The following is a 23,011-nucleotide window of genomic DNA, read 5'->3' on the forward strand; positions in this document are numbered from 1 at the left end:
TGGTTCCCGAGTGGGTTCGTGAGGGTGGGGGTCCTACGGGCACCCCGGACGGGCCGTCCCACCGGGGACGGCCCGCCTCGGCGCGCGGGTCTCAGCCCGGCACCTGGTCGGGGACCTCCCGTCGCCGCTCCGGAGGACGCGGCCCCACCCGCTCGATCCGCACCGCGGCCGCCTTGTACTCGGCGGTCCCGGCGATCGGATCGGTGGCGTCGATGGTGAGCAGCTGCGTGTCCACCTGGTGCGGGAAGTGGAAGGTCATGAACACCAGCCCCGGCCGCATGGACGCGGTGACCGACGCCGGGACCAGCACCGAACCGCGCCGCGAGGTCACCCGGACCGTCTCGCCGTGCTCGATCCCCAGCTTGGCGGCGTCCTCCGGGGACAGGTCCAGCAGTTCGCCCCGGCGCAGCGGAGAGGAGAAGCCCGAGGTCTGCACGCCGGTGTTGTAGTCGTCCAGGCGGCGTCCGGTGGTGAGCCGGAACGGGAAGTCCTCGTCCAGCAGGTCCACCGGCGGCGAGTGGCCGACGATCCCGAACGGCGCGGGCTCGCCCCGCTCGCGCGGGTCCTTCGACCACAGCCGGGAGTGCAGGTAGCTGGGCTCCAGCGTGTCCTCCGAGTAGCAGGGCCACTGGATGCCGTCGTGCTCGGCCAGGCGCGCGTAGCTCATGCCCCGGTGCATGGGGGACAGCGAGCGCACCTCGTCCCAGATCTCCTCCGCCGAGGGGCGTTCCCAGTCGTGTCCGAGCCGGGTCGCCAGCGCGCACATGATCTCGATGTCGTCCCTGGCGCCCTCCGGCGGGTCCAGGGCCTTGCGGACCAGCTGCACCCGCCGCTCGCTGTTGGTGAAGGTGCCGTCCGACTCGCACCAGGCGGCGCTGGCGGGGAGGACGACGTCCGCGAGCTCGGCGGTGCGGGTGAGGAAGATGTCCTGGACCACCAGGTGGTCCAGGGCCCGCAGCCGGGCGGTGGTCTTGTGCGTCTCGGGCTCGGACTGGACGGGGTTCTCACCGATGACGTAGAGGGTCTTCAGCTCCCCCTCCTCCATCGCCTCGAACATCTGGGTGAGGTTCAGGCCCTTGCGGCCCTGGATGGAGCGGCCCCAGGCGCGCTCGAACGGGGCCCGGACCTCCGCGTCCAGGATGTCCTGGAACCCGGCGAGGCGGTCGGGGATGGCGCCCATGTCGCCGCCGCCCTGCACGTTGTTCTGGCCGCGCAGCGGGTTGAGCCCGGATCCGTGCCGCCCGACGTGCCCGGTGAGCAGGGACAGGTTGATCAGCGCGCGGACGTTGTCGGTGGCGTTGTGGTGTTCGGTGATGCCGAGGGTCCAGCACAGCTGGGCGCGTTCGGCGCGGGCGTAGGCGTGGGCCAGCTCCCGGATGGCCTCGGCGGGGACGCCGGTCTCGGCCTCGGCGGCGGCGAGCGTCCACGGTTCCACCAGCGCGCGGTACTCGTCGAGCCCGCTGGTGGCGCGTTCGACGAAGGACTCGTTGGCCAGTCCGGCGTGCAGGATCTCCCGGCCCACGGCGTGCGCGAGCGGGATGTCCGTGCCCACGTTGAGTCCGAACCAGCGGTCGGCCCACTCGGCGGTGGGGGTGCGGCGGGGGTCGACGACGAAGAGCCGGGCCCCGTTGCGCACGCCCTTGAGCACGTGCTGGAAGAAGATCGGGTGGGCGAAGCGCGGGTTGCCGCCCCAGACGACGATGAGGTCGGTGTCCTCGATCTCCGCGTAGGAGGAGGTGCCGCCGCCGGAGCCGAAGGCGGCGGACAGGCCCGCCACGCTGGGCGCGTGGCAGGTGCGGTTGCAGGAGTCGACGTTGTTGGTGCCGACGACGACGCGGGTGAACTTCTGCGCGACGAAGTTCATCTCGTTGGTGGCCCTGGCGCAGGAGAGCATGCCGAAGGAGTCGGGTCCGTGGCGTTCGACGCCCGCCCGGAAGCCGGCGGCCGCGCGGTCGAGGGCCTCCTCCCACGTGGCCGGGCGGAGTTCTCCGTGTTCGCGGACGAGGGGTCGGGTGAGTCGGTCGAGGGGGTTGGAGTGGTCTGCGGAACGGCGCATGTGGCCTCGCTCGGGGTTCGTGGCCTCAAAGGGAATACTGTATGCAATGTTGGAGGAACGGGCAATGGTGCGGGGCCGGGTGCTAGGCGAGGGCGGGTTCGGAGACCCGCCGGTTGAGCAGACCGGCCACGGCGTCGACCGCGCGCAGCGTGGGCGCCGGGGCGCCGGTGAGGTCGGCCAGCTCGACCACGGCGGACAGGATCACGTCCAGTTCCATCGGACGGCCGCGTTCGAGGTCGTGCAGGGTGGAGGTGCGGTGGTCCCCGGTCCGCTCCGCGCCCGCGAGCCTGCGCTCCACGGAGACGTCGGTGCGCACGCCCAGCCGGGCCGCCACGTCCAGGGTCTCGTTCATCATGGTGCGGGCCAGGTCGCGGGTGGAGCGGTGGCGGCAGATCTGGGCCATGGTCGAGCGGGTGAGCGCGCTCAGCGGATTGAAGACGATGTTGCCCATGAGCTTCACCCAGACGTCCACGCGGAGGTCGGGTTCGACCGGGCACCGGAGCCCGCCCGCCGTCATCGCCTCGGAGAGGTCGCGGCAGCGGCGGGAGTCGGAGCGGTCCGGCTCGCCCAGGGAGAACCGGGTGCCCTCGATGTGCCGGACCACGCCCGGTTCCACGATCTCCGTGGCCGCGTAGACCACGCAGCCGACGGCGCGTTCGACCGGGATGGCGCGGCTGACCGCCCCGGCCGGGTCCACGCTCTCGATCCGGTGGCCCGCGAGCGGCCCCTCGACGCCGTGGAAGTACCACCAGGGGATGCCGTTCTGCGCGGCGACCACGGCGGTCGCCGGGCCGAGGAGGGGGCGCAGCAGCGGACCGCAGTCGGCGTAGTGCTGGGCCTTGAGACCGAGCAGGACGGCGTCCACGGGGCCGACCTCGGTCGGGTCGTCCGTGGCGTGCGGGCGTGCGGTGAAGTCGCCACGGGGACTGAGGACCCGGACGCCGCGCTCGCGCAGGGCGCGCAGGTGGGCGCCCCGGGCGATGAGGTGGACGTCCGCTCCGCCGCGGTGCAGGGCGGCCCCCGCGTAGGCGCCGATGGCTCCGGCGCCCAGGATGGCGATGCGCATGAGGACTCCTTCCTATTCCATACTGTATACAGTATGCTCGGTCGCATCCATCCCCTCACCACGGCAGGGAGAGAAGGAATGCCCGACTCGGGTGCCTGGGAAACTTCTCCGCTTCTTCGTGACCGCCGCCCGTCCGGAACCCACGCGCCCACCCCCTGGCCCCGGGCCCGCGAGCTGGCCCGGGAGGTCGGTGCGGCGGGCGGGGCGCGGGCCGTGGACGTGCCCCTGGCCGACGCCCGGGGAGCGACCCTGGGCGCGGACCTCGTCTCCGCCATCGACGTCCCCGCCCTGGACAGCGCCGCCATGGACGGGTACGCCGTCTGCGGTGCGGGCCCCTGGCTCGTACTCGGTCGGTCGCTCGCCGGTCACCGGGGGCCGGTCGTACGCCTGCAGCCGGGGGAGGCGGTGGAGACCGCCACGGGCGCCGTGGTGCCGGACGGCACCACCGCCGTCCTCCCCCACGAGGACGCCACGGCAGCGTCCGGACGGCCCGCCCCGCTTCTGGGCGGCGAGGTGGCGCCCGGGCGGCACCTCCGGCGCCGGGGCGAGACCACCCTGGCCGGGACGGTGGCCGCGCGCGCGGGCAGCCCGGTCACCCCCGCGCTCCTGGGGCTGGCCGCCAGTCTGGGCCGTGACACCCTCCGGGTGCTGCGCCCGCGCGTGCGCGTCCTGGTCACTGGGGACGAGGTGGTGCACACGGGGGTGCCGCGCCCGGGTGCCGTCCGCGACGCCATCGGCCCGGTACTGCCCGGGCTGGTGGCCTGGGCAGGCGGGTACGGCGAACCCGGAGTCGCGGTGCCCGACCGCGCCGGAGCCCTGGAGGAGCGGCTGGACTCCGTGGTGGGGACGGACACCGTGGCGGTCTGCGGCTCCTCCTCGGCGGGCCCCGCCGACCACCTGCGCACGGCGCTGACCGCACTCGGTGCCAGGTTCGTGGTCGACGGTGTGGCCTGCCGACCCGGCCACCCGCAACTGCTCGCCGTCCTGCCCTCGGGGGCCGTGGTCGTGGGACTGCCGGGCAACCCCGGGGCCGCCCTCGCCGCCGCCCTCACCCTGCTGGTGCCCGTGCTCAGCGGACGGGCCGGTCGGCGGGACCCCGCGCACACGGGACGGCGGGTCCGGCTGGTCGGGGACGTGCGCCCGCACCCCCGCGACACCCGGCTGGTCCCGGTGCGGGTCAGCCGCGACCTCGCGGTGGAACTGCCCGCGAGCGGCTCCGCCGACCTGCGCGCCGTCGCCGTGGCCGATGCCCTCGCGGTGGTTCCGCCCGGCCGGGCCCCCGGCCGCGTCGAACTCGTCGGGGTGCCAGCGTGACCCACGCGCGCGACGGACTTCGTACACTGTCTACAACGACCCTGACCGTGCAGCCGGACACTGGAGACTCCTCATGCCCTCGGAGGGATTGAACGCCGTCGCGGGACGCATCCAGCGCCCGGTTCCGCTGCGCGAGGCCGTCTACGAGGCCATTCTCGACCTCATCACCACGCGTGCGCTCTCCCCGGGCCAGCACCTGGTGGAGACCGAGCTGGCACGCACTCTGGGGGTCTCGCGCCAGCCGGTCCGCGAGGCCATGCAGCGGCTCAGCAACGAGGGGTGGGTGGACCTGCGGCCCGGCTACGGGGCGTTCGTGCACACCCCCACCGAGAGCGAGGCGGACCAGCTCCTGGCCGTGCGCGCCATGCTGGAGGCCGAGTCCGCCCGGCTCGCCGCCGAGCACGCCTCCCCGGAACAGATCGGCCGCCTGCGCGAGCTGGTCTCCACCGGCCGCGCCGCCGCCGAGCGGGCCGACACCGACGCCGTGGTCAAGGCCAACGCCGACTTCCACCGCGCCGTCACGGAGGCCTCCGGCAACCGGGTGCTCACCGAACTCGCCGCCCAGGTGGACCGCCGGGTCCGCTGGTACTACGCCCCGGTGGCCCGGATCCGGGGCTCCGCCTCCTGGGACGAGCACGAGCAGCTGGTCGAGGTCATCGAGCGCGGCGACACGGACCGGGCCCGCGCACTCATGAGCGAGCACACCGAGCGCACCCGCCGCACCTACCACGAGGAAGTCGACGGCACCCGGCCCTGACCCCGTGGTGACACGTCTGACCACCCACCCTGGAAGCACCACCCCGCACGGGTGGTTGTAGGTTGCGAGTACCTGAGACTCCGGACGAGGGGCGCCGTACCCGGTCAAGACAAGACGGCGCGGACCACAGCTCGCACGTCTGGGAGGTAACAGGTCATGGCCTGGATCGTTCTCGTGATCTCCGGTCTTCTCGAAACCGCGTGGGCCGCCGCGCTCCACGCCTCACAGGGCTTCACCCGTCTGTGGCCCTCGGTGATCTTCGGTGTCACCCTCGCCCTGAGCATGGCCGGTCTGGCCTTCGCCCTGCGCACCATTCCCCTCGGCACCGGATACGCCGTCTGGGTGTCCATCGGTGTCGTCGGTACGGCGCTCATCGGCATGTTCGTCCTCGGTGAGGGCTTCAGCGTGCCCAAGGCCCTGTGCCTGCTCGCCATCGTCGCGGGCGTCGTCGGCCTGAAGGTCCTCCACTAGCCACCCGTCCGCCCGGGTTCGGTGCCCGGGCGGACGCCTCACGTGGTGTTACTGTGCCAGCATGACTGCCGGATCCGTCGCCCAGTGGGTCGTGAACGCCGTCGACCCGCTCGCCCTCGCCCGCTTTTGGGCCTTCGTGCTCGGTGGGGAGGTCGAGGCCCAGTCGGACGGCTGGGCCGTTCTCCACGGAGCCGCGGGACAGCCCCGGCTGGCGTTCCAGCCGACCGAGGAGGCCAAGGCCCGCCCCAACCGCGTCCACGCCGACGTGGTCGTCGACGACCTCTCCGCGTCCGTCCGCTCCGTCGTGAAGCAGGGCGCCACCACCGTGGGGCAGGTGGTCACCGACGAGGAGGGCTCGTTCCAGGTTCTGCGTGACCCCGAGGGCAACGAGTTCTGCCTGGTCAAGCCGTCCGCTGATGATGCGTAGTACCGGTTCAGCCTGATCCCTCGTAGCTCCATGAACGGCCGGTGCCCCGATACTCCTCCACGGGGATGGGCCGTAGACCTTCGGGCATGCGGATTCGATATACCACTCCGTGAAGGTGGTCCACCTCGTGGGCGACGAGACGGGCCATGGCGTCGGTGAACACGGTGATCACAGTGCCGCCGTCGGGCTGTGTGTGCTCGATCTCGACGCTTCGTGGGCGTGGTACCAGTCCGCGTACGTCGAAGAAGCTCAGACAGCCCTCGTACTGGGTGTCCGACTCCGTTGAGGTGTCGATGACACGCGGGTTGAGCAGGACCACGGGTGCGGCATCCGGGTCGGGAGGCAGGACGATCGCGGCGGACCTCGTGATTCCGATCTGTGGCGCGGCCAGGCCCATGCCCTTCCCGAAGTGGTGATGGTCCCGCACCCGCTGAATCGCGCGGTGGAGATGGTCGACCACTTCTTCGGCTTCGGCCGACTCCTGGGGCAGATCGAACGGCGCTGCCGGGTTGTCCAACGCTGGGTGGCCCTCTTGGACGATTCCGGCCGCGACCATCCGATCGCTGGCCTTCCGCAGCGAGGGACGTGTGTGTACGGGCTCTTGACCCGTTCGCCACCGCCACTCCAAGCGGTACCTGGCGCCTATCGGGGGGCTGTCGGTATGCCAGGAGAAGCGCACACGCTCTGACTGCTCCGCCCTGTGTATGGGAGAGCGTAGAGGGACCGCCTCGGCGGTGGTGGAAGTTTCGGTGCCCCAGGCCGAAGGGGTGAGTTCGGCAGGAAAGTCCAGCTCCACACTGACCGCACGAGTCGGCAGCCGCACCGCTCGTTGGAACCACTGGCCCCACTGGTCCTCGCTGACGATGTACGAGTATTCGAGAGTCGCGCTCTGCCCCGGGTAGAGCGGGAACATCCCCGCCTCGTTCTCGAACCTGAGCCACACCTCCTTGAAGGAGTCCCGGTCGTGCTTGGCGGTCCAACGCATCGGTTCCCCGTCACAGGAGGCGGTAAGGCGAAGGCCCTCCCAAGTGAGGGGATGGTTCCGATACAGCTCGTTGGACCGTTTGGGCTGCCCCGGGTACCGGTCCACGCTGATGCGGACCAGATACCGGCTCACCGGCTCGTCCCCGCCGTTCACCACACGCCGACGCATCCGCGCCGTGTAGATCCCGTCCTGGAAGCGGAGTTCGGCGTGGTCCGTGTCGACGAACAGTCCACCGGAGCCAGCGGAGCTTGCGGTGGGACCAGATTCGTCCCGCCATATCCGCCACAGCTCGCCCCCGGTCGAGAGCCTCCGTTCCGCGAGCCGTACGAAACCCTCGCTGGCTGGGTAGCGGCCCGCCTCGATGTGACTCAGGTAGGAGGGGTCAAATCCCATCACTTGGGCGAGGGCCCTCTTCGTCAGCCCGCGGTGTGTGCGCCAATGTGTGAGCGCGGCCGGAAAGCCGCCGGGGGTGGACATGGAGTCGATTATGACGGACCGATGACGTGAGTACCTGAGTGAATCCGAACTGAATCGCGCTCACTCTGGTCTCACCTCGCCTTTCCGCGTTCCCATGTGGTTACCGATGGTGGAGGGTTACCTCTCCACCACCACAACGAGGAATGTGAGAGGAGGAGCAGTCATGGAAGACCCTTCCGAGATGGACGATCTCGTCGTGGACATGGGGGACGCCGCTGAACTCACGCTCGGCGGTAGGAAGAGCGCCAACGAGAACAAGCGCGAGGTCTACAACTAGTGGCCCTCGCAAGGGGCGTTCGGAGGGGTTCCTTCGAACGCCCTGGTGGCCGAGAGGATGCCCGATGAGGTGGTTTGGGGGACATGAAGGTCCCGCCACTGTTCCCCGGCCCGCAGGGACCCGCTACCTGTGGCCCCAAGCGCGCTCAGCCTGGATCGGGGAGGATTTTCCGGCCAAGTGGATTCGGACCGCAGCGTCGGTGGAGCGCCTTGTCGCCGTGGTCGGAGTGTGTGGAATTCCAGGGCCTCACGTACAGGAACTGGCTGAGCGAGGTATCCCCGATGATGTCGCGTGGCTCTGGTCTGGCTCTTATGTCGTGCTGGAAGCCTCGGTCAAAGGCACCTCGGTGTGGACGGACCTGGGGTCGGCAAACCCGGTCTACGTTCGCGAGTATGCCAACACTGTGGTCTGGGCCAGCAGCGCTCGGCTCCTGGCCTCGCTCGATGACGCGGGCATAGACGTCAACCACCTTGTTCGTCGTATCAACCCACCGGACATCGGACGCCCAGACAGTGAGTCCTCCTACTTCGACGGAGTGCGGCGTGTCCCGGCCGGACATCGTCTCGACCTGGCGCCTTCGGGGCACCGGCGAACCCTCCCGACTTGGCGACCTCGCAGGATTCCAGGGGCTCCTCACGCTCACAACCTTCGTAGCGCTCTCGAAGGTGCCGTTCATGTTCGTCTGGCCGCCGCGGGCACCGTCACGTCGGATTTCTCCGGCGGTTTCGACTCGACCGCGCTCGCACTGGTTGCCGCTCAGCAACAGGGGAGTTTTCCTGTGGTCACCGGCCATCCCGCAGGTGTCACGACCGGTGGCGACCTGGACTATGCTCACGCCGCTGCCGAGAGTGGTGGAATCAGCAGGTACTTCCTTCCTTGCGGACCCAACGAGGTCCCGTACCAGAACTTCGCGGACATCCCCGCGAGTGACGAACCAGCTCCTTCGACCGTCACGTTCGCGTTCTTTCGCCACCAACTCGCATGGCTCAGCCGCTTTGGCAGTGCTCTCCACATGACTGGGGACGGGGGCGACAACCTCTTCACCACCCCTTTGGAGATCGTGAACGACCTGATGAGCCAAGGCGACATCCGCCGTGCCATGCAAGAAACCGCCCAATGGGCGCAGCTCCGCAACACGTCGTTCGTTCACGTATGGCGCTTGATCCGATCTCAGCAGGGGTTGGTCGAGCCACTGCCCGCCTGGTTCACGAACGAGGCCCATCACCGAAGTCGGAGTCCGGCCCCTGCCTCCCTGCCAGGGATCTCCACGGGTACGGCGGTTGGTAACCACATTCTTCACGCCATGAGCGAGATCGGGCGGAGCGCCCATTCCGATGTTCAGGTGGCCAGAGCCACGGGGGTTGAGCTGCACAACCCTTACACCGATTCCCACCTGATCGACACATACCTGAGAATCCCGGTCCGCGCTCTACCGAGCCCTGTCCGTTACAAGCCCGTCCTCGCTCAGGCTATGAGCGACCTGTTTCCTCCGAGCCTTCTCGCTCGGACGACCAAGGGTGATGCGACATCCGATCACTACTGCGGGCTGCGTGACGCCCTCCCGGACCTGTTCGGACTCATGGACGGGCGCCTTCACGAACTCGGCCTCATCGACCTTCCCGCCCTGCGCCGAGCACTCTCCCAGGCAGCAGCGGGAACAGGGCCTCCCCTGTACCAACTCAAGAACACCATCGCCGCAGAGACCTGGGTTCGCAGCCTGGACAACGCCGCACCGATTCGTTGGGAGAAGCCGTGCCCAACTACGTGACCGCCCCGCGCTCGGTGGTTGCCTGCGATCTCGGTTACGCGGTCGTGGTCATTGACTACGCCACGGGGAAGGTACGCACGTTGATCGGGCCGTACGCGCACTGGTGGCGCGAACTGGCTGACACAGGCGACCTCTCAGCCGTGGCAGCGTTGTCCAACGAGGTGGGAGGGCTCCTCGCGGAAGAGCTCTGCGCGGCTGGGACACTGCGCACAACGACCAGTCCTCAACCGTGGCCAAGGCCTGTATCAACTCCGCCTTGGCGCCCGAACTGGGGGACCAACGAGATTCCTGTCGCCCTGGACCCGCCCCGACGGGCTCCAGTGACCTGGCTCGCCGCGGCTGGAGGTGCGCTTACCTTCACGCTTGCTTGCCAGAACGCAGGACCACGGCATCGCCGCATGGCACGTATGGTCCAGCTCGCGAGTGCCCTCACAGCCAAACCCCGCCCCCCTGCGTCTGTGGAGACGGTTCTTCAGGCGGTCCATGCCATCCGGCGGGTGAGTCTGTTCAGCCCTGTTCGGGCTGCCTGTCTGGAAGAGTCGATCGCGGTCGTCGCGCTCCTGACGTTCGCGGGGAAGGGTGTTCGGTGGTGTCACGGGCTCAGCACTGACCCGATCACCGTCCACGCATGGGTGGAGACTCTGGACGGAGCGGCTCCCTCGGAACTGGCGGCGGAAAGCTACGCACGGCTCTACGTGACCCCGGAAGGACATAAGAACACCGAATGAACGACACTCCGGTGATCTGGCTGCGAGACACCAGGGCAGGGATCGGCCCGCTACGTGAGGATCTCAAGGAGTTGTACTGGAGGTGGGAGAACACGATCCCGACGATCGTGGGCTACAACCGCCAGACTCCCCAACCGTTCGAGGTGGGCAGGCTCTTCTATGACAGCTACCAGAACTCCAGTGACCGGCAGCTGAAGTTCACTGTCTACGATCTCACCGGCGAAGGCCCTGTTCCCGTCGGAGCTGCTCAGGTCTATGTCGACCCCATGAGGCGGAACGGCGAGTACGTCGTCGCTTTGGGGGAAGCTCGCGGTAAGGGCGTCGGGACCCAGGCCACCCGGCTCGTTCTGGACTACGCCTTCCACGTCACCAACCTGGCGTGTGTGTACCTGACCGTCATCGAACCCAACTCCGGAGCGATCCGCGCCTACGAGAAGGCCGGGTTCAAACGACAGGGTGTCCGTCGCAACTCGAACCAGTGGCTTGGCCAGACTGTCAATGAAGTGCTCATGGACGCCATCCCCGAAGAGTTCGAGGGGCCTTCGTTGGTCAAGCAGATGCTTTGACGCGGGACCCGGACGCGTGGCGGTCGGTCATTGAGCTGCTGGTCAAGTGGAGGAACTGAGCCAGGCGGGCTCGGGATCTGAGGATCCGGAGCCCGCTTCCGCGTGCGTCCGGGTTCGGAGACCGTTGCTGCGGAGGGGTACGGGGGAGAGAGCGCCACTGACCATGGCATCAGAGCGGCCGGAGCCCGAGGGCTTCTGACCGGACCCTTCCCCTACCCCCGGGCGAGGCGGTAGCGGCTGCCGTCGTCCTCGCGCTCCAGGAAGCCCTCCTCGACCAGGTACCGGCGCAGGGTGGAGGGGTCGTCGAAGCAGGTCAGGATCGCCGTGTTCACCTGCTTCTCCGTGTACTCCAGCTCCGGGGCGAACAGGCGCCCGGTGATACGGCGGAGGGCCGCCAGACGCAGCTCGCGCCTGGCGGGCATCGAGGTGAGCCGCCCCTCGTGGAAGAGCGCGTCCACGGGATCGGTGGACCTGGTCACCTCCTGGTGCGCGCGCATGGCCTCCGCGAAGATCCCGGGCACGGCGACGATCCGCGTGCCCTCCTCGCGTACCAGCCCGTCCCGGAGGAGCCGGGCCAGGTGCCTGGCGGTGCCCCGGACCTCACCCCGGTCCAGGCCCTCGGGCCCCGAGGTGACGGCCCTGGCGAACAGGGACAGGCGTTCGGGGGCGGAGAGCGACGACACGAGCTGGGCGGGATGCGGCACGGCGGTTCCTCGGGGACGGAGGTGGAACGGACCCCGCCACCGTAGGAGCCGCACCGCGGTCCCGGCCAGTGAATATCCCCGGGGCCCGTCGGTCAGGCCCGCTCCAGGATCTCCTCCACCACGCGGCCCACGCCGTCCTCGAAGCTGGACGGGGCCACCCTGAGGCCGAGAGCGGGGTCGAGCAGGTCACGGTGCCCGCTGCTCATCGCGTACCCGGTCCCCGCCCAGGTCAGCGAGGAACGGTCGTTGGGCATGTCCCCGAAGGCCACGACCTCCTCGCGGTCCACCCCCCAGCGCTCGCACAGCATCGCCAGGGTGCTCCCCTTGTTGACCCCGACCGCGCTGATCTCCACCAGGCCCGCCCCGCCCGAGTAGGTCGGCTCCGCGAGCGTGCCCACGGCGGCCACGGACGCCTCGTACATCTGCTGCACCGGGTACTGCTTGGACCGGGCGATGAGCTTGGTGACCGGGGTCGCGGCGGCCAGCAGGGCGTCGGTGCCCTCCAGCACGCCCTTGACCCACTCGCTCCGGATCCACGGCTCCAGGTGGTAGTCGGTGTCGTGGTAGAAGTCCGTGCCGGTCTCCACCCCGAACCCGAGACCGGGCAGGGAGTGCCGCAGCTTCTCCACGATCGTTCCCGAGGTGTCGCGGTCGATCGCCCGCACGAGCGGCTCGGCCTCCCCGGGCAGCTGGGTGTGGGCGCCGTTGCCGCAGACCACGGCGGCGCAGTCGAACATGGCGGCGAAGGTTTCGGTGGTGCGCGGCGGACGGGCGGTCACGATGACCACCCTGATCCCGGCCTCCACGGCGGCGGTGAGGGCACGGTGGTTGCGGGGGGAGACCTGACCGTTCTGGTCGAGGAGGGTTCCGTCAAGGTCGGTGGCGATCACGCGAGGAAGGGCCATGGGCACATTATGGCGTCGGGCAGTGACGGATTCGAAGGGGTTTCGGCGCATCTCACACCCGGGCGGCAGATCGCCGGGGGACCGGTCGCGGCGCCGCCAATTTCTGGCTTGCGGGCGTCCAATGTTGCGAAAACCCGGTTACCCGGCTGAGGGGGACGGGCATCCCCAACCCCGGGTTCCGGGGCGGAGCGCGCGCTCGGAGACCCGACCCTTGACGCCGTTCCCGTGGAGAAGACATGTCCGAGAACAGGGTGGTCCTGGAGAGGGAAGCCCAGGAGTTCGCCGACGCCAACGCCAACGAGCCCTTCATCTACCAACTCCCTCCCGAGGAGGGCCGGGACGTCCTGGAGGGCGTGCAGAGCGGCGAGGGGGTGCCCAAACCGGAGATCACCGACGAGTGGATCACCGTCGAGGGCGGCCCCACCGGCCAGGTGCCGATCCGGATCGTCCGCCCGGCGGGCGCCACCGGTGTCCTGCCGGTGATCTTCTACATCCACGGCGCGGGCTGGGTCTTCGGCAGCGCCGACACCCACGACCGCCTGGTCCGCGAACTGGCCACCCGTACCGGCGCCGCGGTGGTCTTCCCCGAGTACGACCGCTCACCGGAGGCCCGGTACCCGACCGCGATCGAGCAGAACTACGCGGCCGCCCAGTGGGTCGTGCGCCACGGCGCCGAGAGGAACCTCGACGGCGGGCGGATGGCGGTCTCCGGAGACTCGGTCGGCGGAAACATGGCCGCCGTGCTGGCGCTCATGGCCAAGGACCGCGGTGACGTCCCGCTCCGGGGGCAGGCGCTGCTGTACCCGGTGACCGACGCCGACTTCGACACCGCGTCCTACCACCAGTTCGCCTTCGGGTACTTCCTGAACCGGGACGGCATGATCTGGTTCTGGGACCAGTACGCCCCCGACCCCGCACAGCGCCGGGAGGTCTACGCCTCCCCGCTCCGGGCCTCGCTGGAGGAGTTGCGCGGCCTGCCGCCCGCGATCGTGCTCAACGGCGAGGCCGACGTGCTGCGCGACGAGGGAGAGGCCTACGCCCGCAGGCTCCGCGAGGCCGGGGTACCGGTGACCGCGGTCCGCTTCCAGGGCATGATCCACGACTTCATGATGGTGGACAGCATGCGCGACACCCACGCGAACCGGGCGGCCCTGGTGCTGGCCGGCGACTTCCTCAGCGACGTCCTCGGCACCCGTTCGTCGGTGCCCCGCCAGCAGGCCGCGCGGTCCACCGGCGCCGGGGTCCGCTAGACCGTCCGCCGTGCGCGCCGGGTGTCCGGTGCGAACGTCTCACGACAGGGGGGCGAGCATGAACATGTTCACGCGCGGGTTCCAGGGTCGGCGTGACGCCGCATCCGACCGCGTTCCGCCAGGGCAGTACCAGACCGACGACTTCCCGGTGTTGAGCGTGGGCCCCACGCCGCGCGTCGACACCGACGACTGGGCCTTCACCGTCACCGCCGAGACCGGGGCCGCGCACAGCTGGACCTGGGACGAGTTCATGGGTCTGGCCCAGGAACGGCCGCGCGTGGACATCCACTGCGTCACCCGCTGGTCCAAGCTCGAGACCGACTGGGTCGGCGTCTCCCTGGACACGCTGCTGGCGGACGTGGAGAGCGCCGCCGACTTCGTGCTGGCCCACTCCTACGGCGGCTACACCACGAACCTGCCGCTGGAGGACCTCACGGACGGACGGGCGTGGGTCGTGCACACCTTCGACGGGGAGCCGCTGCCCGCCGAGCACGGCGGGCCCGCCCGCCTGCTCGTTCCGCACCTGTACTTCTGGAAGTCCGCCAAGTGGGTGAAGGGCCTGACCCTGACCCACGAGGACGAACCCGGGTTCTGGGAGCAGGGCGGCTACCACGACTACGGCGACCCGTGGCGTGAACAGCGCTACCGGGGTGACTGACCGGTGCCCTCGTGGACGCCCGCGGTCCTGGAGTCCGACCGGTGGGAGACCCCCACCGCCCGGACGCTGGTGCTCTCGGTGCCCGGCTGGACCGGGCACCGGCCCGGACAGCACGTGGACGTACAGCTGCGGGCGGAGGACGGGTACACGGCCGAGCGCTCCTACTCCGTCGCGTCGGCCTCCGAGCCGGACCGCCTGGAGCTCACCGTCCAGCTGGCACCCGACGGGGAGGTCTCCCCGTACCTGGTCCGGGACTTCCGGCCCGGGGACCGCGTGTGGGTGCGCGGGCCCCTGGGGGGCTGGTTCGTCTGGCGGACGGACGCCACCGACCCCGTCGTGCTCATCGGCGGCGGCTCCGGCGTGGTCCCGCTCGCGTCGATGGTGCGCGAACGCCGACGCACCGGGAGCCGGGCCCTGTTCCGCGTCCTGTACTCGCTGCGGACTCCCGAGGACCGCTACTACGCCAAGGAGCTCGGTGCCGCCGCGGACCCGGGCGTGGACGTCTTCCTCGCCTACACGCGGGAGGCCCCGCCGGGGGCGGCGCGCGGACCCCGGCGGTTGGGCGTGGCCGACCTGAACACCCACGGGTTCCCGGCCGAGTTCGCGCCCCAGTGCTACGTGTGCGGGCCGACCGGGTTCGTCGAGACCGTCGCGGACGGCCTCGTCGCGCTGGGCCACGACCAGCGCAGGATCAGAACCGAACGCTACGGCAGCGGAGGCGGACGATGACCGGACCGACCATCCTGGACGGAAACGTGCTCGCCGGGCCGCTGTCGGAGGTCTTCAGCGTGGACCTGACCACCGCCGTGCGCCGGTGCGCCCTCTGCGGCGACGAGGGCGTGTGCGCCCAGCTGCTGGTGTACGCGGACGGCCCCGGACTGGTCGCCCGCTGCCCGAACTGCGCCGTGCTGGTGCTCCGCCTGGTGCGCACCCCGGAGGGCGTGGTCCTGGACCTGGGCGGGACCGGCTGCGTCACCATCCCGATCCCGGAGGCGCGCTGAGGCCGGGGCGGCCGTCCGCCTTCGGGGAACCGGCCGGTGTCAGGCCTCCGGAGGGTTCCCGGGAGCGCGCGGGGGCAGGACGGCCGGGACGCGCTCGACCACCCCGCCGCGGAACACGTCGTACAGGTCCAGGGTCTCCAGGTGCACGTACCCGATGTGGCAGTCGCAGCTGGTGAGCGGGCACGGACCCGGGCCGAGCGCGGCGGCGAAGGAGCCGTCGTAGAGGTTGCCGAGCGGGGTGTCCACGAAGTGGCAGCGGCGCACCTCGCCGTCGCCGTCGACCGACAGCACGCTGTCACCCGTGCGACAGGGCATCCCCAGGCTCGGGTGCGGGTCGCGGCTGTAGTGGAAGTGGGGGTCGATCGCCTGCCAGACCTCGGCCTCGGCGTCCGTGTAGGTGAGCCCCTCGGCGGCGTTCACCCAGAGGTACACCTCCTCGGGGAGGTCGGCGCGCATGCGCCGCGCGGCCGCCAGGTGTTCGGGCTGCCCCACCACTCCCACACTGAACCGGATCCCGAGCGCGATGAGTTCACGCGCCTTGCCCAGGAAGCGGTCGTGCCCGACCTCGCCCGGGTGGTAGGTGGTCCACAGGGCGACGGAGTCGCGGTCGCAGTCGGCCAGCCAGGCCGTGCGGCCGCTGAGGTTGGTCTGGATCGCCACCCGCTCCACGTGCGGCAGGTGGCTCAGCCGGGTGAGGGCACGGCGGTACCAGGAGCGGGTCAGCCCCTCGCCCCACGGTGTGAACAGCACCGAGAGGCGCGTGCCGGTGCTCCCGGCCACCCAGTCGGTGAACCGTTCCAGGGCGGCCCGGTCCGCCCGCAGGGTCTCGGGGCCGTCCCGGCGCTTCGCGAAGGGGCAGTACTGGCAGTCGTAGTCGCAGCTGGCCAACGGTCCCCGGTACAGGAGGGTGAGGTGCGCGGGCAGGGCGGTGTCCGGACGCCGCCGCAGCGGGTCGGGCAGGTCCACGGTGGAGCTCATGACGCCTCGTACTCGGCGGTCAGGCGGTTGACGCGCGCGGAGAAGAAGTCGGGGCCGACGGAGTCGGAGTGCGCCAGCCCCTCCTCGGTGAGCCGGACGGTGGCGGCGTCCGGGGCTCCGTCCTCCAGCCAGCCGCGCTCCGCCAGGGCCGCGAACTCCGCCGGGAAGTCCGCCGCCGGGTGCGCGCCGAACCTGGCCGTGTAGTCGGCGACCGCCAGCCCCTCCACGCGCAGCAGCGACTGGAGCACGTGGCGGCGTCTGCTCTCGTCCCCGTCCAGCACGAACCCGACCTCCGCGCGCGCGAAGTCGGCGGCGTCGCGCCCCACGTAGTCCGCGATGATCGACCGCACCCGGCCCACTCCCACCGCGTAGTCGAACGAGTAGTGGGTGGTGGCCGTGTAGGAGCGGGCGCCGCAGCCCAGCCCCACCATGCCGTCGGTCTGGCAGCGGTGGTCCGAGGCGGAGGCCAGGGTCTCGGGGGCGTCCGCCCTCCGGAACATCCGCATCGACACCTGCTCGTAGCCGCGTTCGCGCAGGTGGTCGCGGCCCTGCCGGTACAGCGCCAGCCGGTGGTCGTCCCAGGCGCGGGCGCGGCGGCCCAACCCGGTGAGCGGCCGGACGTACAGCGGGTAGAGGTAGACCTCCTCCGGCTCCCAGGAGAGCGCCGTGTCCAGCGAGTACGCCCAGGTCTTCGCGGTCTGGCGGTCGATGCCGTAGATGAGGTCCAGGTTGAGGTCGGCCCGCGCGTGCTCGCGGATGTCGGCCAGTGCCCGGTCCACCTCCGCGCGCTTCTGCGGGCGGCCGGCGGCGTGCGCCTCGGAGTCGAGGAAGCTCTGCACGCCCATGCTGATCCGGGTCATCCCGCGCGCGTCCAGGACCTGGAGGCGGTCCGGGGTGGCGGTCGCGGGGGAGGTCTCCACGGACACCGGGACCGCGCGCGGGTCCAGCGGGAAGTGGCGTTCGACCGTGTCGTAGACGCGGGTCAGTTCGTCGGCGGTGAGGTAGGTGGGTGTGCCCCCGCCCAGGGCGGCGCGGGCGAACGCGGCGTTCTCCGGCAGACAGGCGGCGACCGTCTCGGCCTGGCGCTCGAAGGCGTCCAGGTAGGCGGTGACCTGCTCGGCCGGGGGCGTGGAGCGGGTGAAGAGGTTGCAGAACCCGCAGCGCATCTCGCAGAAGGGGATGTGCGCGTACAGCGAGAGGGCGCTGGCGTCCTCGCGCGCCCACAGGTCGTCCAGGCGGGGGCGCTCGGTGAAGGGGCGGTAGGCGCTCTTGTGCGGGTAGGCGTACACGTACGAGCGGTAGGGGGAGTCCGCGCGGACGGGCTCGGCCATCGGGGTGATGCTCACGCGGCGACCTCCTCGGTGCTGTGGGGCAGCACGGCGTGGGTGTAGGGGACGGTCCAGACGGTCTCGTGGCCGATGCGGTGGCCGGTGTAGCCGTCCTCGCCGTAGGCGGTGCCGTGGTCCGAGCACACGATGGCGAAGCAGGGGCGCCGGGCGGACATCGCGGCCAGCAGCGGCGGCAGGTGCCGGTCGACGTACTCCAGGGCGGCCGCGTGGCTGGCCCGGGTGTCCCCGTCCTCCCGGGTGGCCCCGGGCAGGTGGAACCAGTTGGGCTGGTGCAGCGCGGCGACGTTGAGCAGCAGGAACAGCGGCTGCTCCGCTGGCAGGGCGGCGCTCACCTCGACCGCGCGGGCCACCTGGTTCTCGAAGGAGTGCGGGTCGGCCACGCCGAACGACTCCTCCCAGTGGCTCTCCTCGAACAGGTCCGGCAGCACCGACCCCAGCTCCGACCTGCGGTTGAAGAAGCCCGTGCCGCCCACACAGGCCGTGTGGTACCCCTCCCGGGCCAGGCCGGAGGCGAGGTCGGGGGTGTCGAAGGTCCAGGTCCCCGGGGCGGTGGAGACGCTGCCGGGGAACGCGGCGGCGAACAGGCGCGGGTGCGGACCCGGCGCGGCCGGGGTCGGCAGGAACCCGGCGAGCATGGCCAGGTGGGAGGCGTAGGTGAAGCTCGCGGGGGAGTGCCGCTCGTCCCAGCCGCCCGGCGGCAGGAGCCGGGCCAGGTTCGGGGTGCGTCCGGCCTCGGCCAGCTCGACCGCCACGTCGTGGCGCAGGGTGTCCAGGGTGAGCAGCAGGATGTCGTGCGTGCCCACCACGGTGTTCATGTCCGGCGTGGGGAGGCCGGAGGCGGCGTCGGTGTTCAAGGGCGTTCCCCGGTGGGTGCGTGTTCGGGTGTCGGGTGCGGTGCCGGAATCGGGAACCGGCCGGTGGCGAGGGCGTGCAGTTGTTCGGCCTGGGTGCCGCGCCCCTCGTGGAGGACCCCGGGCAGGAGGTCGCCGAAGGCGTTGACCTCGCAGACCGTGAAGCCGCGCCAGCCGGGTGAGACCAGCAGGTCCACCCCGGTGTGCAGCGTGCCCGGGAAGACCCCCGCCGCCGCCTCCGCCGTGGCCGTGGCCGCCCGCCAGGCGCGCGGGCCCATGCTCGCGCGCAGCGCCGCCAGGTCGCCCCGGGCGTTGCCCAGGTGCAGGTTGGTCATCGGTGAGTGCGAGGAGCGCACCACCGTGTGCGTGGCCCGCCCGGCGACCACCAGGACGCGGAGGTCGATCACGCGCCCCTGGAACCCCGCTTTGGGGACCCAGCGCTCCACGTGCAGGCCGTCGGGGGCGAGCGCGTCCACGATCGCCGCCACGTCGGCCTCGTCGGTGTAGGAGCGGGGCCGCAGCGCGTTGTACAGCTCGACGGACCCGCCCGCGCGCACCAGGTGGGCCGAGGTGACCGCCCGGACCCGCCCGCGCGGGGCGGTGGCCAGCGCGACCACCCCGGCGGCCGACGAGCCGTGCGCGGGTTTGACGAACACCCTCCGCCAGCCGGACCCGGCCATCGTCGATCGAAGGGAGTCGTACCCGGTCACCGGTCCGGGCAGGGCCGGGGCGACCGGGACACCGGCCGCGTCCAGCCGCGCGTGACAACGGCGCTTGTCGCACAGGTCGGCCAGGTCGTCCGCGTCCTGGAGGAGGTGCGCCCCGGGGGTGGCCGCCACGGCCTCGGACAGCCGCCCCAGGGCGCGGACGAATCCGCGGTGCTGGTCGGCGCCGCCCTCGACCCGGTGGAGGTCGGGGTCGTGCCGCCAGCCGCGCAGCAGGCGGGCGGTGGCGGCGTCCTCACCCGCCGAGTCCACGCGCACCAGCGCGCCCTCCGGCAGGGTGACCGGACCGGCCTCCGGGTCCGCGAGGTCGCGCCAGTCCAGTGGGACGGGGTCGGGGAGCCCGGCCGCCCGCGCCGCCTCGGTGAACAGCGCCAGGCGGCGGTTGCCCGGAACGCACACCACCACCAGCGGACGGTCGAGGGGCGGCCGGTCCCGGCTCACTCGGAGACCGCCGTGTAGTAGGAGAGGCCGCCCTCCGCGTAGGGGTTCTCCTCGGGCTCCAGACGCTCGGAGAGGTCGTGCTCGACCCCCGAGGCGGTGAGGGCGGCGCGAAGCCGCCCCTCCGTCTCCTCGGACAGGTAGTGGTGGTGCAGGTCGAGGCGGCGCAGACCGTGGAAGACGGGGGTGTCCAGCAGGATCCGGGCGCCCCGGTCCGTCAGGACCCCGAGCGACAGGTCCAGCTCCGTGAGCGTCGCGGTGACCGGGGCCCCGGCCAGCGCCGCCACCCAGTCGTCGGCGTTGTCGGCGTTGCGCAGGCCCAGGGAGCGCAGCCTCGGGAACGCGGTGCCGGACAGGACCGGGGCGAGGTCCTCGACGGTGGTGTGCTCACCGGCGTACTCCTCGTCGCCCAGCCACAGCTCCAGGTGCTCCAGCTCGGGCAGGGGCGCCGCGCACACGGTCCGGACCAGCTCGGGGCGGAGCCCGCCGGACTGCACGGTCAGGCTCCTCAGCCCGTGGGGCTCGGTGATCGTGAGGTCGAGGTCGGCGCTGCCGCCGCGCACGGTGAAGGCCGTCAGGTGGGGGAGCGCGGCGAGCAGCGGCCCCAGGTCGCCGTGCTCGATCCAGGAGATCTCGTTCTCCTCCTGGATGACGTCCCCGAAGAACAGGGAACGGAGGTTGGTGTACGCGAACACGCGGCCGACCAGTTCGTCGAGGAGGGTTCCGCCGCCCTCGACCCGCTCCTCGACGTGCCCGACCACCAGGGCCCGGACCTCGTCCCTCGGGACGAGCTGCTCGAACTCGTCCAGGTACTCGGTGAGGGTCTGCGCGGCCCTCCGGTGGTAGCCGGCCTCCTCCGCGCGCAGCCGCCACGCCACGGAGCCGGGAGCGGCGATCGCGCGGAAGAGCGGTTCGTACGAGGGCGGCAGGTCGGGGTGGCGTTCCCTCCGGTTGCTCGCCCAGGACATGGCGATGTGGAACTCCCGGCGGATGGTCTCCCACCCGGTGAACTCCACCACGGGCAGTCCGGCGTACTCGGTCAGATGGCTGCTGTTGGGCACGGGGATCCTGTCGGGAGTGGGGCGGGGACGGGGACGGACACGGCGGGGCTCACTCCCCGACGGCCGGGTAGTAGTGGACGTTCTCGTCGGTCGGGGACCCGCGTCCGTCGGAGAGGTCGACGCGGACCCCGGCCTCCGTGAACGCGGTCCGCACACGCTCGGCCCCGTCCTCGCTCAGGAAGTGGTGGTGCAGGTCCAGGCTCTCCAGGTGGGCGAAGGCCGGTACGGAGGCCAGCAGGTCCTCCACGTCGTCGTCGCGCAGGGTGCCCAGGGACAGGTCCGCCGAGCGCAGGCGGGCGGTGAGCGGGGCCCCGGCCAGGGCCCGCAGCCAGTCGCCGGTGCGCGGTGCGTTGCGCACACCCAGGTGGCGCAGGGCGGGCAGGGCCTCCCCGCGCAGCAGGGGCGCCAGGTCCTCGACGAGGGTGTCGCCGCCGTAGTCGGCCATGCCCAGCCACAGTTCCAGCCGCTCCAGCGCGGGCAGGTCGGCCGCGACGACCTCGCGCGCCACCCGGCCGGGCAGGCCGCCGCTCTGGACGGTGAGCGAGCGCAGGGACCGGTGGCCGCCGACCGCCAGGGAGAGCGTCTCTCCTCCGCTGTAGGTGTCACCGACGCCCCGGACGGTCAGTTCCTCCAGCAGGGGGTAGGCGTCCAGCAGGGGAGCGAGGTCGCACTGGTGGATCCAGGAGATCTCGTTCTCCTCGAAGGTGACGTCACCGATGAACAGCGAGCGCAGCGCGGGGAGGGCGTCCACGTGGCGGATGAGGGCGTCCCGGAGTTCGAGGGAGGAGACGTCGCAGCCGTCCTCGAACCCCCAGTCACCGATGACCAGCGCCGTCACCGGGGAGGTGTCCACCTCCGCGAAGAACCGGTCCAGGTAGGGCACGAACTCCTCGGCGTAGCCAGCGAGGCGCAGCCGCCACGCCACCGATCCGGGGTCCTTCCTGGCCTCCTCCATGCGCGCGTGCTGCGTGGAGCGGGGGCCTGTCGCGCTTCCGGACGCGGGTCGTGTGCCGGCCAGGTGGAGGTAGTGCTCGTCCGCCTGCGCGTCGAGGAAGTCGACCACGGGGAGTCCGGCGTGGTCGGTGAGGTGTTCTTTGATCATGGCGGGGAGCCTTCCGTCGTGGCCGGGGGGTGTGCCACACGTTCTAACAGCGGAGGGTGACAGAACGGGGTGGGGCACCCGTCCCGTGTCGGCGCGGCGGGTTTCCGCGCGAAGGCCGCGAACGTCCCGGGGCGGGTGGATTCCTCTTTCTTAGCAGCTGACGGGGGCGATTCGGACGTGTCCACGGGTGTGGACGCGGGATCGCCGCCGACCCGGTGAACCCGCCGGTGGGACCACGGCGGTGCGGCAGGACAACGACGGACCGCGATGTGAAAGTGGTCGCATGGCTACGCACAGTGAACTCCGTGACTTCTGGGAACACCGGCTCGAAGGTGACTGGACCGAGAGCGGCGTCGGCTACCGCGCCCTCGGACGGCCCTTCAACACCTGGATGTACCGGGTGCGCGAGGAGGTCTTCCTCCGCGAGGTCGGCCAGCTGGGGCTGGAGGGCGCCAGCGTGCTCGACGCGGGCAGCGGCACCGGGTTCTACGTGAGCCAGTGGGAGCGCCTGGGCGTCGGTGACGTCACCGGCTGCGACATGACCGACGCCGCCGTCGAACGCCTGCGCGGCCGCTTTCCGGACCACCGCTTCCTCCGCCAGGACGTGTCCGAGCTCGACGCCTTCGAGGACGCCAGCTTCGACGCCGCCTCCTGCATGGACGTGCTCTTCCACATCACCGACGACGACCGGTACGCCGCCGCCTTCCGCTCCCTGGGCCGGGTCGTGCGTCCCGGCGGCACCCTGGTGATCTCCGAGAACTGCCTCCAGCGCCCCGAACAGCGCGGAGAGCACCAGGTCAACCGGACCCTGGAGACGATCGCGTCGCTGGCCGACAAGGCCGGGTTCGACATCGTGCGCCGGGTGCCCATGCTGATGCTGATGAACGCCCAGGTCGACGCCTCTCTGCCGTGGCGCAAGGTCTGGGGCGGGGTCCTGCGCGCCGCCACCGTCACCGCGCCGACCGGGTGGCTCGCCGGGGCGCTCCTGTACCGGGTGGACCGCAGGCTCGTGCGCGGCCGCCGGGAGAGCCCCACAACGGAACTCCTCGTGCTCCGCCGCCGCGAGGACACCTGACCCCGGGCACGGCGGGCCCCGG

At 71.3% G+C, this 23,011-nt stretch carries 24 protein-coding genes and 1 riboswitch; of the genes, 13 read left to right on the plus strand and 11 right to left on the minus strand.

Annotated elements, in window-relative coordinates:
• Positions 1-91: 91 nt before the first annotated feature.
• The gene (locus AC0VYL_RS03295; protein WP_475482290.1) at positions 92-2,056 is read right to left on the minus strand and encodes a molybdopterin oxidoreductase family protein; all 1,965 of its coding nucleotides are present in this window, start codon (positions 2,054-2,056) and stop codon (positions 92-94) included.
• Between the two features lie 82 nt (positions 2,057-2,138).
• On the minus strand, positions 2,139-3,122 hold the full coding sequence (locus AC0VYL_RS03300; protein ID WP_475482291.1) for a 2-dehydropantoate 2-reductase: 984 nt from the start codon (positions 3,120-3,122) through the stop codon (positions 2,139-2,141).
• A 78-nt stretch (positions 3,123-3,200) separates the two neighbouring features.
• On the opposite strand from AC0VYL_RS03300, the gene AC0VYL_RS03305 reads away from it, so the two are divergent.
• The 4 genes from AC0VYL_RS03305 to AC0VYL_RS03320 all read left to right on the plus strand — a co-directional run bounded on the left by AC0VYL_RS03305 (position 3,201) and on the right by AC0VYL_RS03320 (position 6,091).
• A complete protein-coding gene (locus AC0VYL_RS03305; RefSeq protein WP_475482292.1) occupies positions 3,201-4,436 on the plus strand; it encodes a molybdopterin molybdotransferase MoeA in 1,236 nt (411 codons plus the stop codon).
• 73 nt (positions 4,437-4,509) lie between these two features.
• Positions 4,510-5,193 carry a GntR family transcriptional regulator gene (locus AC0VYL_RS03310; RefSeq protein WP_475482293.1) on the plus strand — a complete coding sequence of 228 codons (684 nt, stop codon included), beginning with the start codon at positions 4,510-4,512 and terminating at the stop codon, positions 5,191-5,193.
• A gap of 57 nt (positions 5,194-5,250) precedes the next feature.
• Positions 5,251-5,317, plus strand: a riboswitch (guanidine-III (ykkC-III) riboswitch).
• 32 nt (positions 5,318-5,349) lie between these two features.
• Positions 5,350-5,664 carry a DMT family transporter gene (locus AC0VYL_RS03315; protein WP_475482294.1) on the plus strand — a complete coding sequence of 105 codons (315 nt, stop codon included), beginning with the start codon at positions 5,350-5,352 and terminating at the stop codon, positions 5,662-5,664.
• Between the two features lie 61 nt (positions 5,665-5,725).
• Positions 5,726-6,091, plus strand: a complete 366-nt coding sequence (locus AC0VYL_RS03320; RefSeq protein WP_475482295.1) for a VOC family protein — start codon at positions 5,726-5,728, stop codon at positions 6,089-6,091.
• A 7-nt stretch (positions 6,092-6,098) separates the two neighbouring features.
• Here the strand turns inward: AC0VYL_RS03320 and AC0VYL_RS03325 are convergent, their stop codons facing one another.
• Positions 6,099-7,553 carry a peptide deformylase gene (locus AC0VYL_RS03325; RefSeq protein ID WP_475482296.1) on the minus strand — a complete coding sequence of 485 codons (1,455 nt, stop codon included), beginning with the start codon at positions 7,551-7,553 and terminating at the stop codon, positions 6,099-6,101.
• Between the two features lie 163 nt (positions 7,554-7,716).
• Between AC0VYL_RS03325 and AC0VYL_RS03330 the strand changes: the two genes are divergently transcribed.
• From AC0VYL_RS03330 to AC0VYL_RS03345, 4 genes are all read left to right on the plus strand, one after another.
• A complete protein-coding gene (locus tag AC0VYL_RS03330; protein WP_475482297.1) occupies positions 7,717-7,830 on the plus strand; it encodes an albusnodin family lasso peptide in 114 nt (37 codons plus the stop codon).
• 64 nt (positions 7,831-7,894) lie between these two features.
• The gene (locus tag AC0VYL_RS03335; protein WP_475482298.1) at positions 7,895-9,598 is read left to right on the plus strand and encodes an albusnodin/ikarugamycin family macrolactam cyclase; all 1,704 of its coding nucleotides are present in this window, start codon (positions 7,895-7,897) and stop codon (positions 9,596-9,598) included.
• Positions 9,599-9,918: 320 nt separating this feature from the next.
• Positions 9,919-10,326 (plus strand): lasso peptide biosynthesis B2 protein, encoded by a 408-nt coding sequence (locus tag AC0VYL_RS03340; RefSeq protein ID WP_475483457.1) that lies wholly within the window; start codon positions 9,919-9,921, stop codon positions 10,324-10,326.
• The gene (locus tag AC0VYL_RS03345; protein ID WP_475459052.1) at positions 10,323-10,892 is read left to right on the plus strand and encodes a GNAT family N-acetyltransferase; all 570 of its coding nucleotides are present in this window, start codon (positions 10,323-10,325) and stop codon (positions 10,890-10,892) included. Before AC0VYL_RS03340 ends, AC0VYL_RS03345 begins: the two co-directional genes overlap by 4 nt.
• A 212-nt stretch (positions 10,893-11,104) precedes the next feature.
• Here the strand turns inward: AC0VYL_RS03345 and AC0VYL_RS03350 are convergent, their stop codons facing one another.
• Both AC0VYL_RS03350 and AC0VYL_RS03355 read right to left on the minus strand, forming a co-directional pair.
• A complete protein-coding gene (locus AC0VYL_RS03350; protein WP_475482299.1) occupies positions 11,105-11,596 on the minus strand; it encodes a DUF2087 domain-containing protein in 492 nt (163 codons plus the stop codon).
• Between the two features lie 92 nt (positions 11,597-11,688).
• Positions 11,689-12,501 carry an HAD family hydrolase gene (locus tag AC0VYL_RS03355; RefSeq protein ID WP_475459056.1) on the minus strand — a complete coding sequence of 271 codons (813 nt, stop codon included), beginning with the start codon at positions 12,499-12,501 and terminating at the stop codon, positions 11,689-11,691.
• A gap of 236 nt (positions 12,502-12,737) precedes the next feature.
• Here AC0VYL_RS03355 and AC0VYL_RS03360 point away from each other — a divergent pair, with 236 nt between their 5' ends.
• The 4 genes from AC0VYL_RS03360 to AC0VYL_RS03375 are packed head-to-tail and all read left to right on the plus strand — an operon-like array spanning position 12,738 to position 15,410.
• Positions 12,738-13,751 carry an alpha/beta hydrolase gene (locus tag AC0VYL_RS03360; RefSeq protein ID WP_475459058.1) on the plus strand — a complete coding sequence of 338 codons (1,014 nt, stop codon included), beginning with the start codon at positions 12,738-12,740 and terminating at the stop codon, positions 13,749-13,751.
• Positions 13,752-13,809: 58 nt separating this feature from the next.
• A complete protein-coding gene (locus AC0VYL_RS03365; protein WP_475482300.1) occupies positions 13,810-14,409 on the plus strand; it encodes a sulfite oxidase-like oxidoreductase in 600 nt (199 codons plus the stop codon).
• A 3-nt stretch (positions 14,410-14,412) separates the two neighbouring features.
• Complete coding sequence (locus AC0VYL_RS03370) at positions 14,413-15,138, plus strand: ferredoxin reductase (RefSeq protein WP_475482301.1); 726 nt, start codon at positions 14,413-14,415, stop codon at positions 15,136-15,138.
• Positions 15,135-15,410 (plus strand): DUF6510 family protein, encoded by a 276-nt coding sequence (locus AC0VYL_RS03375; protein ID WP_475459064.1) that lies wholly within the window; start codon positions 15,135-15,137, stop codon positions 15,408-15,410. The genes AC0VYL_RS03370 and AC0VYL_RS03375 overlap by 4 nt, the downstream gene beginning before the upstream one ends.
• A gap of 39 nt (positions 15,411-15,449) precedes the next feature.
• Here the strand turns inward: AC0VYL_RS03375 and AC0VYL_RS03380 are convergent, their stop codons facing one another.
• From AC0VYL_RS03380 to AC0VYL_RS03405, 6 genes are read right to left on the minus strand one after another with little or no spacing between them, the layout of a single operon-like run.
• Positions 15,450-16,388: an STM4011 family radical SAM protein gene (locus AC0VYL_RS03380; RefSeq protein ID WP_475482302.1), complete on the minus strand. Its 939-nt coding sequence runs from the start codon at positions 16,386-16,388 to the stop codon at positions 15,450-15,452.
• Positions 16,385-17,719 (minus strand): STM4012 family radical SAM protein, encoded by a 1,335-nt coding sequence (locus tag AC0VYL_RS03385; protein ID WP_475483458.1) that lies wholly within the window; start codon positions 17,717-17,719, stop codon positions 16,385-16,387. Before AC0VYL_RS03385 ends, AC0VYL_RS03380 begins: the two co-directional genes overlap by 4 nt.
• A gap of 11 nt (positions 17,720-17,730) precedes the next feature.
• A complete protein-coding gene (locus AC0VYL_RS03390) occupies positions 17,731-18,552 on the minus strand; it encodes an STM4013/SEN3800 family hydrolase (RefSeq protein ID WP_475483459.1) in 822 nt (273 codons plus the stop codon).
• Positions 18,553-18,587: 35 nt separating this feature from the next.
• Complete coding sequence (locus AC0VYL_RS03395; protein WP_475482303.1) at positions 18,588-19,754, minus strand: STM4014 family protein; 1,167 nt, start codon at positions 19,752-19,754, stop codon at positions 18,588-18,590.
• Positions 19,751-20,812 carry an STM4015 family protein gene (locus tag AC0VYL_RS03400; protein ID WP_475482304.1) on the minus strand — a complete coding sequence of 354 codons (1,062 nt, stop codon included), beginning with the start codon at positions 20,810-20,812 and terminating at the stop codon, positions 19,751-19,753. Before AC0VYL_RS03400 ends, AC0VYL_RS03395 begins: the two co-directional genes overlap by 4 nt.
• 49 nt (positions 20,813-20,861) lie before the next feature.
• Positions 20,862-21,914 (minus strand): STM4015 family protein, encoded by a 1,053-nt coding sequence (locus AC0VYL_RS03405; protein ID WP_475482305.1) that lies wholly within the window; start codon positions 21,912-21,914, stop codon positions 20,862-20,864.
• 283 nt (positions 21,915-22,197) lie between these two features.
• Between AC0VYL_RS03405 and AC0VYL_RS03410 the strand changes: the two genes are divergently transcribed.
• Positions 22,198-22,989, plus strand: a complete 792-nt coding sequence (locus tag AC0VYL_RS03410) for a class I SAM-dependent methyltransferase (RefSeq protein WP_475459077.1) — start codon at positions 22,198-22,200, stop codon at positions 22,987-22,989.
• The last annotated feature ends 22 nt before the right edge of the window (positions 22,990-23,011 follow it).

It is taken from the genome of Nocardiopsis sp. iso_238 (assembly GCF_056173325.1).

Excerpts from the sequence above, each read along its gene's own strand:
- AC0VYL_RS03385 (WP_475483458.1), bottom strand. The coding sequence starts at position 17,719 with ATGGCCGAGCCCGTCCGCGCGGACTCCCCCTACCGCTCGTACGTGTAC.
- AC0VYL_RS03325 (WP_475482296.1), bottom strand. The coding sequence starts at position 7,553 with ATGTCCACCCCCGGCGGCTTTCCGGCCGCGCTCACACATTGGCGCACA.
- AC0VYL_RS03380 (WP_475482302.1), bottom strand. The coding sequence starts at position 16,388 with ATGAGCTCCACCGTGGACCTGCCCGACCCGCTGCGGCGGCGTCCGGAC.
- AC0VYL_RS03305 (WP_475482292.1), top strand. The coding sequence starts at position 3,201 with ATGCCCGACTCGGGTGCCTGGGAAACTTCTCCGCTTCTTCGTGACCGC.
- AC0VYL_RS03410 (WP_475459077.1), top strand. The coding sequence starts at position 22,198 with ATGGCTACGCACAGTGAACTCCGTGACTTCTGGGAACACCGGCTCGAA.
- AC0VYL_RS03310 (WP_475482293.1), top strand. The coding sequence starts at position 4,510 with ATGCCCTCGGAGGGATTGAACGCCGTCGCGGGACGCATCCAGCGCCCG.
- AC0VYL_RS03365 (WP_475482300.1), top strand. The coding sequence starts at position 13,810 with ATGAACATGTTCACGCGCGGGTTCCAGGGTCGGCGTGACGCCGCATCC.
- AC0VYL_RS03320 (WP_475482295.1), top strand. The coding sequence starts at position 5,726 with ATGACTGCCGGATCCGTCGCCCAGTGGGTCGTGAACGCCGTCGACCCG.
- AC0VYL_RS03360 (WP_475459058.1), top strand. The coding sequence starts at position 12,738 with ATGTCCGAGAACAGGGTGGTCCTGGAGAGGGAAGCCCAGGAGTTCGCC.
- AC0VYL_RS03405 (WP_475482305.1), bottom strand. The coding sequence starts at position 21,914 with ATGATCAAAGAACACCTCACCGACCACGCCGGACTCCCCGTGGTCGAC.
- AC0VYL_RS03335 (WP_475482298.1), top strand. The coding sequence starts at position 7,895 with ATGAGGTGGTTTGGGGGACATGAAGGTCCCGCCACTGTTCCCCGGCCC.
- AC0VYL_RS03375 (WP_475459064.1), top strand. The coding sequence starts at position 15,135 with ATGACCGGACCGACCATCCTGGACGGAAACGTGCTCGCCGGGCCGCTG.
- AC0VYL_RS03355 (WP_475459056.1), bottom strand. The coding sequence starts at position 12,501 with ATGGCCCTTCCTCGCGTGATCGCCACCGACCTTGACGGAACCCTCCTC.
- AC0VYL_RS03390 (WP_475483459.1), bottom strand. The coding sequence starts at position 18,552 with ATGAACACCGTGGTGGGCACGCACGACATCCTGCTGCTCACCCTGGAC.
- AC0VYL_RS03315 (WP_475482294.1), top strand. The coding sequence starts at position 5,350 with ATGGCCTGGATCGTTCTCGTGATCTCCGGTCTTCTCGAAACCGCGTGG.
- AC0VYL_RS03300 (WP_475482291.1), bottom strand. The coding sequence starts at position 3,122 with ATGCGCATCGCCATCCTGGGCGCCGGAGCCATCGGCGCCTACGCGGGG.
- AC0VYL_RS03295 (WP_475482290.1), bottom strand. The coding sequence starts at position 2,056 with ATGCGCCGTTCCGCAGACCACTCCAACCCCCTCGACCGACTCACCCGA.
- AC0VYL_RS03330 (WP_475482297.1), top strand. The coding sequence starts at position 7,717 with ATGGAAGACCCTTCCGAGATGGACGATCTCGTCGTGGACATGGGGGAC.
- AC0VYL_RS03345 (WP_475459052.1), top strand. The coding sequence starts at position 10,323 with ATGAACGACACTCCGGTGATCTGGCTGCGAGACACCAGGGCAGGGATC.